We start from the raw sequence: 15,836 nt of genomic DNA on the forward strand, positions 1-15,836 counted from the left end.
CGATCGCCGCCGGCGCCGAACACGACGTGGACGCGCCGTTCGGTCAGGTTGCGCGCCGCGCTCAGCACGTTCGCGAGCGAATCGGGCGTGTGCGCGTAGTCGACGATCACGGCGAACTCCTGGCCTTCGTCGACGGCCTCGAACCGTCCCGGCACGCCGCCAGCCGTCCTGATCGCCTCCGCCGCGGGTGCGGGCGGGATCGACAAGGCCCTGGACGCGGCGTAGGCCCCGAGGACGTTGTAAATGTTGAAGCGGCCGCGTAGTGGCGAGACGAGCTCCGTTCGCTCCCCGGGTGCGAGCACGGTGAACTGTGAGCCGGTGAGGCCGACTTCGACGTCGGTGGCGCGGAAGGTCGCGCTTCGATCCTCCAGCGCGAACGTCAGGGGGTCCGGGACCTCGCGGGCCAGCCGGGCCCCGTACGGGTCGTCGAGGTTGATGATCGAGTGAGCTGGCGCCAGGTCCGCGAACAGCCGGCGCTTGGCGCGGAAGTAGTCCTCCATCGTGGGATGAAAGTCGAGGTGGTCCTGCGTGAGGTTGGTGAAGACACCCACGTGAAAAGCCATCCCGGCGACGCGTTCCTGCGCGAGGGCGTGCGAGGAAACCTCCATCGCCACGGCGTGGCACCGCGCTTCAACGCATCGCGCCAGCATCTCTTGCAGATCGAGGGCTTCCGGCGTCGTGCGTTCGGCCGGCCACACGCGGTCGCCGATCTCGTACGCGACGGTCCCGATCAGGCCGGTGCGCTGGTGGGCCCGCTCCAGGAGGTGCTTGATCAGGTACGTCGTGGTGGTTTTTCCGTTGGTGCCCGTCACGCCGATGATCCGCAGCTTCTCTGCCGGGTACCCGAAAAACAGCGCTGCCGCCTGGGCTAACGCGCGGCGGGAATGCGGGACCACGAGGGAAGTCGCGCGGTCGAAGACGGCCGGCTGCTCGCCGACGACCGCCACTGCCCCACCGTCGATCGCTTGCCCGGCATAAGCGTGGCCATCCGCCTGTTCACCGCGAATCGCCACGAACAGGCTGCCGGGTACGGCTTTTCGGGAATCATAACATAAATGCGTGATGTCCCGGTCGACCGGTCCAGTCACGGACGTGGGTTGAAGACGTTCAATCAGGCGTTGCAACTGCATTGTCTCGTGAGCCTCAGTCGCGCGCGGCGGCGGTCAAGGATTCTTTCTTGGAGGTGGCGGCGTTTCCCGCCACATGGGGTTCGACTTCCGTGGGACGCAAGTCGAGGTAATTTGCCGCCCGCTCCGCCATACGGGCAAAAATCGGCCCGGCCACCAGGCCGCCGTACGCTTCACCGGGCTTGGTTTGCGGGTCGTCCAGCATCACCAGAAGGCTGAACTTGGGATCATCGGCCGGCATGAACCCGACGAATGACGTCACGTAGCGCCCCTGGTAGTAGCCCCCCTTCGGATCAACCTTCTGCGCCGTACCCGTCTTGCCCGCCACCGTAAAGCCTTTGACCGCGGCCTTCTGGGCAGTGCCTTGTTTGGTCACCACGTCTTTCAGGGCCGAAACAACTTTTTTCGTGGTTTCAGTCGAAACCACTTGCCGGATCACCTCGGGCGCAAACGTCACCACCGGGCGCCCGTCGGGATCGGTAATCCTGGCCACGATCAACGGTTTCATGAGTTTGCCGCCATTGGCGATGGTGGACATCGCGGTGACCAATTGCAGCGGGGTGACCGCCACCGACTGGCCCATGGGGACGCGGGTAATCTCCAGCTTGGTCCAGCGGTTGAGCGGAATCACCAGGCCGGGGATCTCGCCGGTCAGCGCGACGCCGGTCCTCTCGCCAAAACCAAAATTCCGGATGTACTGATAAAGCTTGTCGTCGCCAAGCTGCAACGCCAGCTTGGCCACCCCGATGTTGCTCGACTTGGCCAGAATCTGGTGGACGGTGAGCACGCCCATGGGATGGGCGTCCCGCAGGACGCGCCCGGCGTATTGAAAATGGCCGTTCTCGCAGAAAATCGAGGTGTTGGGCGTGACCAGCTTCTCCTCCAGCGCGGCCGAGGTGGCGACGATCTTGAACGTTGACCCCGGTTCCACCATGTCCACGATGGCGCCGTTTTTCTGCTGTTCGGGTTTGGACTCCCCGGCGGCGTTGGGGTCGAACGTGGGCCGGCTGCTCATCGCCAGGATCTCGCCGGTGACCGGGCGCATCATCACCGCGATGGCCCGCTGCGGATGATACTGGGCACAAGCGGCGTCGAGTTCCTGCTCGATGATGCTCTGCAGACCCAGGTCGATCGTGACGGTCACGTCGCAACCGTCTTTGGCCGGCTTTTCCAGCCCGCGGTAAGGCACCAGTTCACGCCCCGTCCGGTCAATCTCAATGTAGCGGAACCCGTCGGCCCCCTGCAGAAATTCCTGCATCGATCGCTCGACGCCCATCACGCCTTCGTGCTTGTGATCGATAAACCCCAGCACCTGGGCCAGCAGCGAGCCGTTCGGGTACATCCGTTTGAAACCGGGCTCGAAACGGATCCCCTTCAACCTGGCGGCACGCAGGTTAGCCCGGATCTCCTCGACTTTGGCCTCAGACACTTCCTGCTTCAGGACGACGTATTTCGCGCCGGAACCGAGCCTGGCGGCAAGTTCACGCGGATCCACCTCCAGCTGATTTGCGATTGCCTCAGCCACAGCCATCGGCTCCCGGATGAGCGACGAATCTCCGACCACCGTCTCGACCGGGAGGTTGTCGGCAAGGACCTCGTCGTGGATGTCTCGCACCATGCCGCGCTTTGCATAAATGGTTTGCCTGTGAACATGCTTTTCCGCAGCCCGCGCCGCGTACTCCTCATGCTTGACGATCTGGAGATCGATCAGCCGGAATGAGTACACGCTGAACAGCCCGACCAAACCGCAACATACGGTGACGGCACGCGTCTGCGCATCCCACCTCATCTCATTCTACTTCGTAAGGGTCGTCGAAAAACCGCGGTTGGAGACGGGCCTGAGCTCGTCGCCGGTACGGTCGTGGCGGGAGTTGCTGTTAAGACGAACCAGCTGATCGTTCGCGATCGAGACAAGCCCGAGCGACTCCTTCGCGAGCTTCTTTTCCAGGTAAGCCCGCGAGCTCAGCGAGGCAATCTGCGCATTGACGACTTCATTACTGGCATGGAGGCGAGCTAACTCCGCCTCAAGGTGACGTTGGATGTTCCCGTACTGTTGGGCCTGGTTCTTGAAGTACACGTACGAAAGGCCGGCCACCGCCAGTAAGGCGGTGCAAAGCATCATCTTCAGGATGGAGGCGACCTTTATTGAATAAGTGATGTTGCGGCGAGCACTACGGTTCATAACGGATTCGTTCTACTGCCCTGAGTTTGGCGCTGCGGGCGCGCGCGTTTTCTCGAACTTCTGCTTCACTCGGGACCACCGCCCGGGAATTAACCAATCGAAAGGCAAACAGCGGGTTAGGCCGCGGCGCCGGCCACTCCGGCCGGTCATCCCACTCGCGGGTCAGATCGCGGAAATAGTTCTTGACGAGACGATCCTCCAACGAATGAAAAGTGATCACTGCCATCCGGCCGCCTAACTTGAGCACCGTCCGCAGATTGGCAAGGCCGGCGCTCACCTGTTCCAACTCCCGGTTTACTACCAGCCGCAACGCCTGAAACACCTTTGTCGCCGGATGACGCGGGCCCCTTCGCGGTACCACCGAACTAACCAGATCCGCCAGCTCCGCCGTAGTCCGTAACGGCTTTTCCGCCCGGTGCCGCACGATCCGGGCCGCGATCCGCCGCGCCGCCGGTTCATCGCCTAATCGCCAGAACCATTCGGCCAGCTGGGTTTCACCGGCCGACTGCAGAAGCTCCGCCGCAGTCGGCCCGTCCCGCGGATCCATCCGCATGTCCAGCGGGCCGTCCTGCTGAAAACTGAAGCCGCGCTCGGGCGTGTCGAGCTGGTGTGAGGAAACTCCCAGGTCAAGCAGCACACCGTCAAACGGCCCCAGGCGCAGCTCCGCCAGCCGCTCGTGGACCGTGGCGAAATCACTTTGCAGAAAAGAGAAGCGGACGCCGTACTCGCCGAACAGCTTGCGCGCCTCCCCAAGGGCGGCCGGATCCCGGTCGCTCGCCACCACCGCCGCACCCGATTCCAGCAACGCCCGCGTGTGCCCGCCGCCGCCGAATGTGCCATCGAAAAAAACCTTGCCGGGCCCCGGCTGCAGCACCGCCAGGACTTCCTGCAGAAGCACCGGCCGGTGGTAACCGTGCCCCGGCCCTTTTTTCATAGCTGAAGAGGTTTTCTTTTTGCGCTGCATCCTCGTGCGCTCCGTGTCCTAAGACTTCGCCGCCGCCTAACTAAACTGAACCAAACTCAACTAAACTAAATGCCTAAACTGTCGCACACCTCGTCAAAACCGGGCCCCTCCTCCTCCTGCTCGGACGCCCGTTCCCATCCGGCCCAGCTCTCCAGGTTCCACACTTCGATGCGATGATTGTTGCCTACCAGCATTACCTCACCCCGAAGCTGCAATTGACTGCATTGCTCGGCCGGAATCACCATCCGGCCTGCCTTGTCCACCACCAGGGACTGCGCCCGGGAAAAAAATTGCCTGATGAACTTCTGGCGTGCCTTCGGTTTGAGGCTGCCGTCGTCCTCTACCTTGTCGACCACTCTCCGCATGGCCCCAGGCGGCAGCACCATCAAAAAACCATCCTTCAGATTTGGTATCGAAAAGAACTTATCGAGCTCCTTCTGCCGCCACGGGGCCGGGATGGTGACGCGGTTTTTCACGTCCATCGTGTGCCGGAATTTTCCGACAAACATCGGCTCGGTGATCGGCAGGGGGTCCATATGCAGCGTTTCACCCGACTAACCCAGCGGTGCTCCACAACGCCCCACTTCTAGCCACTTTCCGCCACGCGGGTCAACGAATTTCCCGCCGCCAAAATAAGTTTCAGGCAACCTGCCCCTAGGTTTTATTAAGATAACAACCTGATGGACAAATTGTGCCTAAAATCAGCCGTTCTGACGGATTTTTTGCAGTTGAAACGTAAAAATGACCTAAATCGGCCTTTTTTTACGGCTTTCACGTCATCCCGCGCAAATGCGGAAAATTTTTGGCGCGACATCGGCCAAAGGGGTCAGGGCAAACCCTGAGTCGGCCTCTGCGAACCAGAAGTAGACCCAAGGCCGACGTCGCGCAAGTGAAAGAATTTGCGGACCGCTCGTTTCCTTCGAGATACCCCCAAAACTTTTTTCCATAACCTGAAGCGCATATGTTTTTTAAGCACGTCGCCGTTTCGCCCGTTCGTTCGTTGAAATCCGCCACCGCGTTTCTGGGCATTTTCAAATCACACTTTTTGGCCTGGTAATAATATGGGTCGCACGCCTATTCCCGGCGCTTTCCCTGCAAATGCCGGCCGCTTTTCCCCTCCGATCGCCCGCGCCCGGACGCGCGGTTCCCAACCCGCCGAAATCAATGCGGCCCGCGCCGCTGAAGCCGGTGCGTGCGCTTTCGCCCGGGCCGCCCTTGCGGGGCGTTGCACCGGGCCGGAACGGATCCCTCCCGCCGCCGGCGTTTGATTTCGCCCGCCGCCGGCACGGCCCGGCTTCGGGAGGCAAAATAAAACGGTCCTCCCGCGCTTTGCTTGGAAGTTTGGGAAACCAACGGGTGCCGGCGGTTCCCGGAAGGATGGTCAATTATTCTCCCGGGCGTATCGGGCCCATATCCGCGCTTTCGTTCAAGGCCGGAGTGCAACCACGCAAAGTGCGGGAGAACAAAAAAAACGGGGCCTGAAGGACGTTTGAGACGTCTGCCCGGGCCGTTTCCGGCGGCTTCCCGCCGGGCAGCCGCGGGGAGCGTTTACGCGGCGATAAAAATAGACGATATTTGATCGACGGATTTCCGCTCGTGTTTAAACAATCCTGTGGTATATTACGCGCCTCTATGGCTATTCAGAAGAAAAATGCATTTTCTCGCCGCCTCCCTGACCTAGTCACCGAAGAACTCGTGGCCGTGCTGTCTCAAAAGAAGGCTTTTGAATTCAAGCAGCTGTTCGAGATCGTGCACGAGAATCTGCGGCAGCGCAACGCTGCAAGTGGGGGTGAGGAGATGTTACGTTTGCGGGCTTACGAAAAACTCCAGAATCTGGTAGCCAGGGGCGCCGTGAAAAAGAACGGCAAATCCTACAAAGGCGATTCGGCGGCGTTGGCGGCCATGGCGGCAGCGAATGCGGCCCAAGCGGCGGCTGCCCCGGCAGCGTCCCGTTCTTAAGCCTTTATGGTTCAGGACTACCTCCCGGTCCTTTTACAGGTGCTGGTTGCGATCGGATTCGCGGGCGCCGCTCTGTTGATCAGCGTCCTCGTCGGCAGGACGGGCAGGCGCAATCCGGTCAAAGATTCCGCCTACGAGTGCGGGATGTTGGCAAAAGGCGACCCGCAGCCCCGGTTCAGCGTGAAGTTTTATCTCGTGGCGATGCTGTTCATCCTCTTCGACATCGAGATTGTGTTCATGTACCCGTGGGCGGTGGTGTACCGCGATTATATCGCCCGGTACAGCAGCCTTCCGATCCTCGCGAGCATGCTCGGCTTCATCATCATCCTGATGGTCGGCTTCGTGTACGCGGTCAGGAAAGGCGCCCTGGACTGGAAACGTTGACCGGCCGGTCAGACCCTGAACTTTAAAATCGATTACCTGAAACATCCGATCGCGGGCGGCCTTGCCGGGCCGTCCGCCGTCCGCCGTTTGCGTTCGGTTTTCGCGGCGGGATCATGATCGCGAAAAAAGCCTATTATGAAGGCCGCGTGCAAGGCGTCGGCTTCCGCTTTTCGGTGAAGGAGCTGGCGGCCGGTTTTGATGTGACCGGATACGCTCGGAACCTTCCCGACGGCCGGGTGGAACTGGAGGTCCAAGGCGCGGACCAGGAAACGGACGCCTTCCTGCAGGCCATCCTGGAAAGCCACTTGCGCCCGCACATCACCCGCTGGACCGTTCAACCGGCCGAAGTCTCCCCGGGCCGCAAAGGGTTTTCGATCCGTTAACCAACCCGCCTACGGCGTCCTTCAACTGCAAGCTCGACGGGCGTGCCCGATCGCAGCATATTGTTTGAACGATGCGGTTTGCGATTTTTGGCGATATCCACGCCAACTTGGAGGCGTTCCAGGTCGTTTTGACCGACGCGCAAGAGCAAGGTTGCCGCGGTTTCATTTGTCTCGGAGATATCGTTGGGTATAACGCCAATCCGCGCGAGTGCCTCGACCTCGTGCGCCAACTGGGCTGCGCTGCCGTGGTTAAGGGAAATCATGATGACTACGTCGCCACCAGCACGCTGCTGACCCATTTCAATTCATTGGCCCAGGTCGCGATCCAGTGGAGCCGGGAACAACTCACGGCCGAAGCGAAACACTGGCTCTGGACTCGTCCGCTCGTCGCGTTTTACGATTCCATGACCGTCGTCCACGCCACGTTGGATGACCCGTCCAGCTGGGGTTACGTGCTGAATCAGTTGGATGCGGCGGCAAGTTTCACCTGGCAGAAAACGCCGATTTGCTTCTTCGGTCACACCCACGTGCCCAGGCTGTACGTTCACGGCGCCACCGTTGCCGGTTATCCTCTCAAGGAATTGCGCATCGAACCGAACAAGCAATACTTTATCAACGTCGGCAGCGTGGGCCAGCCGCGCGACGGGGATCCCCGGGCCGCTTACGCCGTCTTCGATCATGACGCCGGTACGGTCCAGCTCCGGCGGCTGCCGTACGATATCGAGCGGACGCAGGCAAAGATCATCGCGGCCGGGTTGCCGCTGAAATTGGCGGAACGCTTGAGCGTGGGGAAATGAAGCCCCCCGGAAAAGTTTGCAGGTTTCTGCACGGGCGCCCGTTGCATGCCGCCGGTCCGGCGGTTTAATTGAGGAAAATATGCCATCGTTCGACGTCGTATCCGAAGTTGACAAACAAGAGATCGACAACGCGCTGAACCAGGCACGCAAGGAACTTGCCACCCGGTTCGATTTTAAAGACACCAAGGCGTCGATCGAACTCACTTCTCCCACGGTGATCGAACTTCAAGCCGAGGACGCCAACCGGCTCAAATCGCTGGGCGAAATCGTAATCGGCAAGCTGGCCAAGCGGAACATCGACCTCCGGAACATCGACCGCAAAGACCCGGCCATTTCACCCCTGGGGCACGCCCGCCAGGAACTGCACGTCAAACAAGGGTTGGATGGGGACAAGGCCAAGGAAATCAACAAGGCCATCAAGGCCCTGGACCTCAAGGTTCAGAGCCAGTTGATGGACCGCCAGGTCCGGGTTACCGGCAAAAAACGGGACGAACTGCAGGCGGTCATTCAATTCCTGCGCAGTAAGGATTTCGGGGTCGGCCTGAGTTATAAGAATTTCCGGGACTAGGATGCGCCGTATAACCGGGTCCACCCTTTCGGCGGCACACGGGGGCCGCAGCGGGTTTGGCGGGCACAACGAAAGAGTTCACACGGTCACACGGCGGGCACGGCGTAAAAGACTCACACGGCGCCACGGCGGAACACGGCGGGAAGAGGAAAGCCGGCAGTGAGGGCGGCCGGTCAGGCACGCCGAGAATCTACGCCGTCTTTGCCCCGGAGCGGCGAGCGTACTCGGCATTAAAGTTCCAGGCTACGGCCGCTCCGGGGCAAAGACGGCGTAATCCTTTCCGGGGGACGAACGTCGGCTGCTGGGTAATTTTGCCTTCCCGCCGTGGCTCGCCGTGTTCGCCGTGTGAACTCAGTCGCCGTGCCCGCTAAACCCGCTGTGCCCGCTGTGTGACCGAAGCCCCTTACCCTCCTTGCACGGGCGGCATGAGCGAAACAAGGTCATTGGCCCGGAGCACGGCGTTGCGGTCCGCGTAAGCCTCACCGACGGCGACCAGGAGGTGGCGATCCCAGTTGCGCAGCGGCGGCACGGCAGTGAACACCGCTTCAAGCAGTTCCGCCACGGTTGCACCCTCCGGCAGCTCCACGCGATCGGGGCCGCGAAGACCTTTCAGGTGTGAAAAGTATTGGAGGCGAACCGTCATCACGGGGTGCGCAAGACGCCGATTAACGGCAGGTTACGGTAACCCTCTTCATAATCCAGCCCGTAGCCGACGACGAATTCGTCTTCGATGTCGAACCCGACGTAGTCCACGCTGACGGCGCGCTCGCGTTGTCTTCGTTTTCTCAGCAACACGCAGCTGCGAATGCTCAGCGGCGCCTGTTTTTCCTGCAGGGCCGTGATGATCGCGGCCAGCGTGTGCCCGCTGTCCAGAATGTCGTCCAGCAAAAGCACGTGGCGCTGCTGCAAATCCGGCAAGGTCGAAAGATCGAAATCCACCCTTCCTGAGGTTACGGTGCGGCCGTAATAGCTCCGCACGCGCAGGCAATCCAGCTGTAGCGGCAACGGAATCCGGCGAAGCAAATCCGCCATGAAAATGAGGCTGCCGTTGAGGATGGCGATCACAGTAAGATCCAGGCCTTGGTAGTCGTGCGTGATTTCCTCGGCCAGGACATCGAGCCGCGCAAAAATTTCTGCTTCCTGGAAAAGAACCTTTTCGAGATCGCGGTGCATAGCCCTCCAAATAATGCCACACATGCCACAAGCGGAAAAATGCCACAAATGGAGAGGTCACGATTCGATCCCGCGGCCACTGATGGCACACTTGCGTAAATCATGGGTGAATGTAACCGCTGGCGACCTCTGCATTTGTGGCATTCTCTGCCGTGGCATTTGCCTTCTCCTGCCCGGAGCCTTGAGTGCAGCTCAGTCATTTGTGGCATTTTTCCGCTTGTGGCATTCTCTGCCGTAGCATTTGTGGCATTCTCCGCCATGGCGTACACGAGACTCTCCGAACACGATTTCGACCAGAAACTGCGCGAGATGGGCAACTACCTTTGGGACCTCGACCAAGCAGCGGATCTGGCCAGTGCGCATGATCAGCGCGGGGAGGTTGAGCGGATCGAGGCAAAAATCCAGGCCGTTGGTCAAAGGGCCGCCGGCTTTGCGGCCATACCGGGATCGCACGCGCTGCTGGCGGCGTACGTTGCCGGCCTGGCGGCCCGGATGATTCGGGAATGGCAGTCCGCCGCCGGGTGGTTCCAGCGGGTCGTGGCCCGGCACCCCGAAAACGGAGACGCCTGGCTGGAACTGACCTGGTGTCTGGCCGAACTGCAGGACTGGCCGAAATGCATCGAGGCCGCGCGTCAGGCGACCCGCCTTTACCCGGGAGCGAGTGCCGGCTGGGGTAACCTCGCGATGGCCCTGCGCTCGGCCGGGGATTTCGACGGCGCCAGACGCGCTGTCGGGCGGGCGTTGGAACTCGATCCGAAGGACCCAAGAAATCTGCAGCTCAGAGACGAACTGGAAGCGGGATGAGGACCGGCAAAGTTCTGATGCCGGGTTTCGGGCCGAGCCGTTTGCAGCCACCGGACATAACGCCTTACAGCCAACCACTCATAAATTAGCGAATTTGCACTCCGACCCGTTCAAACCTTCTGACTTCGATCGCGGCATTCATGAACCGGCCGTGCTCACGCGCGTGCAAGCCATCCTGTTTGACACCTTCGGCACCCTCGTCGACTGGCGCTCCAGTTTGATCAGGGAACTGAGCGCCTTCGGCCGGCGTCGAGGCGCGATAGCTGACTGGCCGCGGTTGGTCGATAAGTGGCGAGCCGCGTATTACCCATCCATGGACCGGGTCCGGAAGGGCGAACAACCCTGGACCATCCTGGATGCGTTGCACCGCCAGAGTTTGCAAGGGTTGGTGGCGGAGCTTGGGATTGACGGCCTCGGCCCGGACGATCTCGACGAACTGACCGGCGCGTGGCACCGGTTAAGGCCGTGGCCCGACGTGCCGGGAGGCATGCAGCGCCTCGCCGCACATTATTTTTTAGGGCCGTTGTCCAACGCCAACGTCTCGTTGCTGATGCGGCTGCGCAAGTTTACCGGTCTGCCCTGGGACGTCATCCTGGGCGCCGACTTATGGCAGCATTACAAGCCTGATCCCGAAACCTACCGGGGAGCCTGCCGTTTGCTGGGATTACGGCCCTCGGAAGTCATGCTGGTCGCCGCCCATAATGATGACCTGCGCGCGGCGCGCGCCGAAGGGCTCCGCACCGGTTTTATCCCGCGGCGTGCCGAGTACGGGCCGCATCAGACCAAGGATTTTGCACCGGAGGAAGCCTGGACGGTCGTGGCCGCTGACCTCGAGGACCTCGCATCACTGCTTTGCCCTGAAAGCGCGGCAGGAGAGTAGAACCCGCTGCCGTTTGGTCAGTTCTTGAGGGAAATGGACGCCTTCGGCCCGGGGGGCACGGGCGAGGTTGCGCCCATTTTGAGCTAGCTAGCCGTTGCCCCGGAGCGGCAGCCGGAGAGCAGCCACCGTGGGTCCAGGCCTCAAGGTTACACCGGAGCCGAAGGGCATTCCGGCGGGCGGCGCAGGAGGTGCCATAAATATTAGAAATCGTTATTGTTTTTAATGATTTTGACTATAGAATCGGCCACATAGGATATTACGCATCTGTCCGGCCTTCGGGATCCGTTGGGCGATGTCTCGGCTCGTCCGGCGTCCCCGCGGGTGGTTCGAACGTCGCGCACATTTTAGGACGCTGCTATGGATTGTTTTAACCGGTTTTCTCACGCTTCGGGCTCATTCCGCATGGATTTGGCTGCACCTGCGATTCTGGCCTGCGGACGTTAAACAAACACCGTGCCGCTGCCGTCGTCACCTTCTCCTGCCATGCCATCTCCCTCACCCTTGCCCACCTCGTCTTCCGCCGGAACGTGTTTGATTTTCACCGGGGCCACCCCATTTTCCGCGCTCTTTTTCGTCGCTGGCGATACGATCCGTACGCCGGAGATCCGGAGCGTTTGGTGCCCAGGCCCCGCGCCATCGGAAATTGCTGAAGCTCAAACCGGCCCGGCCGGGCAGCAACAAAGCGGGTCCGCTGGTCGTCCGTGACCGGTACACGCCCTGAAATAAGGTATGACGGAAAAGATCCGCGTGTTGTATTTGGAGGGTCGCGCCCTGGATGCCGCGCTGGTACGCGAGCAACTGGCAGCGGATGGTTTGCCCTGCAGCGTCCTGCATGCCCGCCGCAAAGAGCATTTCGAAGCGGCGTTAACCCAGGGTGCGTTTGAGCTGATTCTTATCGATGACCGCCTGCCCGATTCCGGTTACCTCTCGGCCCTGGAATTCGCATCAGCAAGGCAGCCGGGCGTACCTTTAATCATTATTTCCGCAGAGGCAGGGGATGAAAAGGCCGTCGAGTGCCTCAGACGCGGTGCCGCCGGCTACGTGCGAAAGGGATGCCTCACCCGATTGGCCACAGTTGTGCGGCGCGCGCTTGCCGAAGCGGAACGCCACCGGCGTGAGGGGTGGTTTCGTTCGTTGATCGAAAACGCCTTCGACGTGATCACGGTGATCAATGCCGAAGGCCTCATTCAGTTTCAAAGCCCTTCAATGCACCGGGTGCTGGGTTACCCGTCCGCGAACGTCTTGGGCCATAACGTCCTCGAGTTGGTGCACCCGGCGGACCTGCCGCCCGCGCGGGCGGCATTTCAGACGGTCCTTTGCGGGCCGTCACGGACGGTGACCGTGGAGTGCCGTTGGCGGCATCGCGACGGCCATTGGCGGGTGCTGCAATGCAGCAGCCGGGCGCTGCCGGTCAAGGGAGGCGAAAGCCTGGTGGTGATCAACGCTCGCGACATCACCGAGGCGAAGCAACTGGAAGCTCAATTGCGGCAGGCACGGACGAAGGAGACCATGAGGCAGGTCGCCGACGGGATTGCCCATGACTTTAATAACCTGCTCTCAGCCATCCTGGGTCACTGCGAAGTGCTCGCCATGAAATTGACCGCCGACGGGTCATTACGGGAATCCGTTACTGAAATCGGGGCGGCGGCCGGGCGGGCCGTCACCTTGACCCAGCAACTCCTGGCGTTCGGCCGCCGGCAGGCCCTCGAGCCGCAGGTGCTCGACATAAATGCCGGGCTGGCCGGGGCTGAAGACATGCTGCACCGGCTCACCGGTGAAAACGTGCGGATCACTACCCACCTGCAATCTGACTTAAAACCCGTGCTGGCCGACCCGGGTCAGCTCGATCAGGTCTTGCTGAATCTGGCCATCAACGCCCGCGACGCCATGCCGCACGGCGGTACCTTGTGTTTTGAGACCCGTAATGTCGATCTCCACCCGGCCTGCACCCGGGCCCGTCTCGGCGTTCAGCCGGGTCACCACGTCCTGTTGGCGGTCACTGACACCGGCACCGGCATGAGCCCGGAGGTGCAATCCCGGAACTTTGAGCCTTTCTTTGCGACCAAGCGCGATGGGCAAGGCACGGGGCTGGAATTGGCGACGGTGCAGGGCATCGTCGAACAGATCGGGGGCTACATGGAAGTGTACAGTTTACCGGGCCTGGGCACGACCTATAAACTTTACCTGCCGGCATTCACACCGCCGCCGGGGACCAAGGTAACGGCAGGTCCGCCGGATCAGTCGCCGAAAGAGCGCCGCGACCGGGTACTGCTGGTGGATGATGAGCCGTCCGTGCGCGCCGTAACGATGCGCCTGTTGGAAAGCCTCGGGTACGAGGTCCTGGAGGCGGCCGGCACCGCGGAGGCGTTGAACCTGGTGGAAGGTGGCCGGGAAGATATTGATCTGTTGATGACCGACGTCCTTATGCAGGGCCGGAACGGCCGGGAGTTGGCCGATACGCTCCGCCGCCGTGACCCGAACCTTAAAGTGTTGTTCCAGAGTGGCTATATGGGCGATGTTCTGGCGCGTCACGGCATCGTGGAGTCCGAAATGGCGTTTTTGCAAAAGCCCTTCACACGGGAAGTCCTGGCCAGAAAGGTTCACGAAGCGCTCGGCCGGCCGTGCGCGGAGCTATCCGGCAGGGAAGCTCAACCCGTCATCGGTCCGAACGTCCGGAAACGCAATTTGGGACCTCGCCCGGATCCCATCCCGGACCACGTAACGTAATGTCATCTCGGTGGTCATCGCCGCCGGCCTGATGCGCGGTACCGGCCGTTTCAACCTCGCCAAGGCTTGGTGGCGCGTTCGGCCGGTGTGGGGGCGGCCCTGAGCAACCTGACGCCCGGTTCCTGGTGCAAGCCTTTGGGTACCCGGCGGGTTTTCTAACCTTAAGCGCCATTGCGATCTGTGGGCGCTCGCACATTCTCTCCTGGAAGATTATTACTTAAGGTGAGGAAACAGTTTCGTTCGAAAGCCAAGCCGTGTTTTTCTTTTTCCCGATCCCTGAATTCTGGAAGACACTGCTCATCACGGCCATCGCGATCCTCACGCTGGCGGGCATCATGACCCGGCCATTCCGATGGAACGAGGCCGCCATCGCCCTGGCCGGTGCGGCCCTCCTGCTTGGGCTGGGCCTGGTCAGCCCCCTCGATGCCGTCCGCACCCTGGCGGAGGATTGGAACACGTTTTTCTTTTTTCTCGGCATGATGGGCCTGTCCACCCTGGCCGAGGCCGCCGGTTTGTTTGACTGGCTGGCCGTCCAGGCCGCACGCTTCGCCGGCCGGAGCGCCGCACGGCTCTTCGTGAACGTCTTTGTGCTTGGCAGCCTCATCTCAATGCTCCTGTCCAACGATGCCACCGCGCTGATCCTCACCCCGGTTGTCTATGTGATCGTGACCAAGCTGCGGCTGCCGGTATTGCCCTTCATGTTTGCCTGCACCTTTATCGCCGACACCGCCTCCTTTCTGTTGCCCATCAGCAACCCTACGAACATCATCGTGCTCTCGCATTTTCCGCTGGATCTGTTGACCTTCCTGCGGCTGTTGAGCCTGCCGTGCCTGGTCGCCATCGGAATCAACCTCGGAGTGTTCTTCCTCGTGTACCGGAAACAGCTTCGGGGCCGCTTCGACGTCCAGCGGCTGCCGCCCGCCGCCGAGACGGTCAGGCATAAGCTGTATTTCCGGTACACCTGCGGCGTGCTGGCCGCCGTGGCGGCTGCCTACGTGACGGCTTCCGCGCTCAAGTTTCCGCTCTCGATCGTGGCCATGGGCGGGGCCTTGCTGCTGCTGGCCGGCGCTCTGCTCTGGAGGTGCACGACCTTGCGTGAAACCGCCAAGGGCATTTCCTGGTCAATCTTCGGCTTCATTGCCGGCATGTTCGTCGTGGTGCGGGCCGTTGAGGATACCGGGCTCACCGCCGCCTTCGGCCAGTGGCTGTTGCGGCTCTCCGGCGGCACGAGCCTCGGGGCCGTCGCAGTGGGAACCGCCGGTGCAGCCTTGGGCACCAACCTGATCAACAACGTGCCGATGGCCGTGGTGATGGGCTCGGCGCTGGACAGCGTCCGGCACGCGCCCCCCGTCATCCAGCACGGATTCATTGCCGCGACGATCTTCGGCTGCGCGCTGGGTCCGAACCTCACGACGGTCGGTTCGTTGGCGACGGTGCTCTGGCTTTTGATCTTACGACAGAGAAACGTCGACGTTTCGGGGCTCGACTATGCGAAAGTCGGCGTAATCGTGACGCCGCTGATGCTGTGTGCCGGGGCTTTGGCCATCTGGTTGCTTCTCGGGTAATTCCCGTGGTTGGAAGCCTTGACCTACCCAGCACACCGCGGGCACCACGTAAGAGTTCACACGGCGAACACGGCGAGCCACGGCGAACACGGCGGGAAGAGGAAATTATCCGCAGAACACGCAGAAGAACGCAGAAAAGAGAAAACATCCACAGATTAACACAGATTACACAGATTAAGAGGACATGGCGGCAACTCTAAGGTTGACGCTCGCACCTAACCCCCAATGCCGCCGCTCCGACCTCCGACCTCCGAACCCTTTCCCCTTCTCCCTCTTCCCGCCGTGTTCGCCGTGTTCCGCCGTGTTCGCCGTGTGAACTCTTA

General features: G+C 61.3%; 16 protein-coding genes. 9 read left to right on the plus strand and 7 right to left on the minus strand.

Annotated features, from left to right (window positions below):
• The 5 genes from JO015_03875 to JO015_03895 form a co-directional block, all read right to left on the minus strand.
• The coding region (locus JO015_03875) for a UDP-N-acetylmuramoyl-L-alanyl-D-glutamate--2,6-diaminopimelate ligase (protein ID MBV9998233.1) at positions 1-1,130 on the minus strand (1,130 nt) is incomplete at its 3' end.
• 13 nt (positions 1,131-1,143) lie between these two features.
• The gene (locus JO015_03880; GenBank protein ID MBV9998234.1) at positions 1,144-2,916 is read right to left on the minus strand and encodes a penicillin-binding protein 2; all 1,773 of its coding nucleotides are present in this window, start codon (positions 2,914-2,916) and stop codon (positions 1,144-1,146) included.
• Positions 2,917-2,922: 6 nt separating this feature from the next.
• The gene (locus JO015_03885) at positions 2,923-3,309 is read right to left on the minus strand and encodes a hypothetical protein (protein MBV9998235.1); all 387 of its coding nucleotides are present in this window, start codon (positions 3,307-3,309) and stop codon (positions 2,923-2,925) included.
• Positions 3,299-4,243 (minus strand): 16S rRNA (cytosine(1402)-N(4))-methyltransferase RsmH, encoded by a 945-nt coding sequence (rsmH, locus tag JO015_03890; GenBank protein MBV9998236.1) that lies wholly within the window; start codon positions 4,241-4,243, stop codon positions 3,299-3,301. Before rsmH ends, JO015_03885 begins: the two co-directional genes overlap by 11 nt.
• 95 nt (positions 4,244-4,338) lie before the next feature.
• On the minus strand, positions 4,339-4,809 hold the full coding sequence (locus tag JO015_03895; protein ID MBV9998237.1) for a hypothetical protein: 471 nt from the start codon (positions 4,807-4,809) through the stop codon (positions 4,339-4,341).
• Positions 4,810-5,905: 1,096 nt separating this feature from the next.
• Here JO015_03895 and JO015_03900 point away from each other — a divergent pair.
• From JO015_03900 to JO015_03920, 5 genes are all read left to right on the plus strand, one after another.
• The gene (locus tag JO015_03900; protein ID MBV9998238.1) at positions 5,906-6,232 is read left to right on the plus strand and encodes a hypothetical protein; all 327 of its coding nucleotides are present in this window, start codon (positions 5,906-5,908) and stop codon (positions 6,230-6,232) included.
• Between the two features lie 6 nt (positions 6,233-6,238).
• Positions 6,239-6,616, plus strand: coding sequence for an NADH-quinone oxidoreductase subunit A (gene ndhC / locus JO015_03905; protein MBV9998239.1), 378 nt, complete (start codon positions 6,239-6,241; stop codon positions 6,614-6,616).
• Between the two features lie 113 nt (positions 6,617-6,729).
• A complete protein-coding gene (locus JO015_03910; GenBank protein MBV9998240.1) occupies positions 6,730-6,999 on the plus strand; it encodes an acylphosphatase in 270 nt (89 codons plus the stop codon).
• A 71-nt stretch (positions 7,000-7,070) separates the two neighbouring features.
• Positions 7,071-7,796, plus strand: coding sequence for a metallophosphoesterase family protein (locus JO015_03915; GenBank protein MBV9998241.1), 726 nt, complete (start codon positions 7,071-7,073; stop codon positions 7,794-7,796).
• Positions 7,797-7,875: 79 nt separating this feature from the next.
• Complete coding sequence (locus tag JO015_03920) at positions 7,876-8,364, plus strand: YajQ family cyclic di-GMP-binding protein (protein ID MBV9998242.1); 489 nt, start codon at positions 7,876-7,878, stop codon at positions 8,362-8,364.
• A 403-nt stretch (positions 8,365-8,767) separates the two neighbouring features.
• Here the strand turns inward: JO015_03920 and JO015_03925 are convergent, their stop codons facing one another.
• Both JO015_03925 and hpt read right to left on the minus strand, forming a co-directional pair.
• Positions 8,768-9,007: a MoaD/ThiS family protein gene (locus tag JO015_03925; protein ID MBV9998243.1), complete on the minus strand. Its 240-nt coding sequence runs from the start codon at positions 9,005-9,007 to the stop codon at positions 8,768-8,770.
• Positions 9,007-9,537 carry a hypoxanthine phosphoribosyltransferase gene (gene hpt / locus JO015_03930; GenBank protein MBV9998244.1) on the minus strand — a complete coding sequence of 177 codons (531 nt, stop codon included), beginning with the start codon at positions 9,535-9,537 and terminating at the stop codon, positions 9,007-9,009. Before hpt ends, JO015_03925 begins: the two co-directional genes overlap by 1 nt.
• Positions 9,538-9,756: 219 nt before the next feature.
• Between hpt and JO015_03935 the strand changes: the two genes are divergently transcribed.
• The 4 genes from JO015_03935 to JO015_03950 all read left to right on the plus strand — a co-directional run bounded on the left by JO015_03935 (position 9,757) and on the right by JO015_03950 (position 15,513).
• Positions 9,757-10,341, plus strand: a complete 585-nt coding sequence (locus JO015_03935) for a tetratricopeptide repeat protein (GenBank protein ID MBV9998245.1) — start codon at positions 9,757-9,759, stop codon at positions 10,339-10,341.
• Positions 10,342-10,477: 136 nt separating this feature from the next.
• On the plus strand, positions 10,478-11,221 hold the full coding sequence (locus tag JO015_03940; protein ID MBV9998246.1) for a haloacid dehalogenase type II: 744 nt from the start codon (positions 10,478-10,480) through the stop codon (positions 11,219-11,221).
• 729 nt (positions 11,222-11,950) lie between these two features.
• The gene (locus JO015_03945) at positions 11,951-13,948 is read left to right on the plus strand and encodes a response regulator (GenBank protein ID MBV9998247.1); all 1,998 of its coding nucleotides are present in this window, start codon (positions 11,951-11,953) and stop codon (positions 13,946-13,948) included.
• A 254-nt stretch (positions 13,949-14,202) separates the two neighbouring features.
• Positions 14,203-15,513: an anion permease gene (locus JO015_03950; protein MBV9998248.1), complete on the plus strand. Its 1,311-nt coding sequence runs from the start codon at positions 14,203-14,205 to the stop codon at positions 15,511-15,513.
• Positions 15,514-15,836: the final 323 nt, after the last annotated feature.

The organism is Verrucomicrobiota bacterium (genome assembly GCA_019247695.1).
Taxonomy (GTDB): domain Bacteria; phylum Verrucomicrobiota; class Verrucomicrobiia; order Chthoniobacterales; family JAFAMB01; genus JAFBAP01.

Coding starts and splice junctions, on each gene's coding strand:
- JO015_03880 (MBV9998234.1), bottom strand. CDS start 2,916: ATGAGGTGGGATGCGCAGACGCGTGCCGTCACCGTATGTTGCGGTTTG.
- JO015_03885 (MBV9998235.1), bottom strand. CDS start 3,309: ATGAACCGTAGTGCTCGCCGCAACATCACTTATTCAATAAAGGTCGCC.
- rsmH (MBV9998236.1), bottom strand. CDS start 4,243: ATGAAAAAAGGGCCGGGGCACGGTTACCACCGGCCGGTGCTTCTGCAG.
- JO015_03895 (MBV9998237.1), bottom strand. CDS start 4,809: ATGGACCCCCTGCCGATCACCGAGCCGATGTTTGTCGGAAAATTCCGG.
- JO015_03900 (MBV9998238.1), top strand. CDS start 5,906: ATGGCTATTCAGAAGAAAAATGCATTTTCTCGCCGCCTCCCTGACCTA.
- ndhC (MBV9998239.1), top strand. CDS start 6,239: ATGGTTCAGGACTACCTCCCGGTCCTTTTACAGGTGCTGGTTGCGATC.
- JO015_03910 (MBV9998240.1), top strand. CDS start 6,730: ATGATCGCGAAAAAAGCCTATTATGAAGGCCGCGTGCAAGGCGTCGGC.
- JO015_03915 (MBV9998241.1), top strand. CDS start 7,071: ATGCGGTTTGCGATTTTTGGCGATATCCACGCCAACTTGGAGGCGTTC.
- JO015_03920 (MBV9998242.1), top strand. CDS start 7,876: ATGCCATCGTTCGACGTCGTATCCGAAGTTGACAAACAAGAGATCGAC.
- JO015_03925 (MBV9998243.1), bottom strand. CDS start 9,007: ATGACGGTTCGCCTCCAATACTTTTCACACCTGAAAGGTCTTCGCGGC.
- hpt (MBV9998244.1), bottom strand. CDS start 9,537: ATGCACCGCGATCTCGAAAAGGTTCTTTTCCAGGAAGCAGAAATTTTT.
- JO015_03945 (MBV9998247.1), top strand. CDS start 11,951: ATGACGGAAAAGATCCGCGTGTTGTATTTGGAGGGTCGCGCCCTGGAT.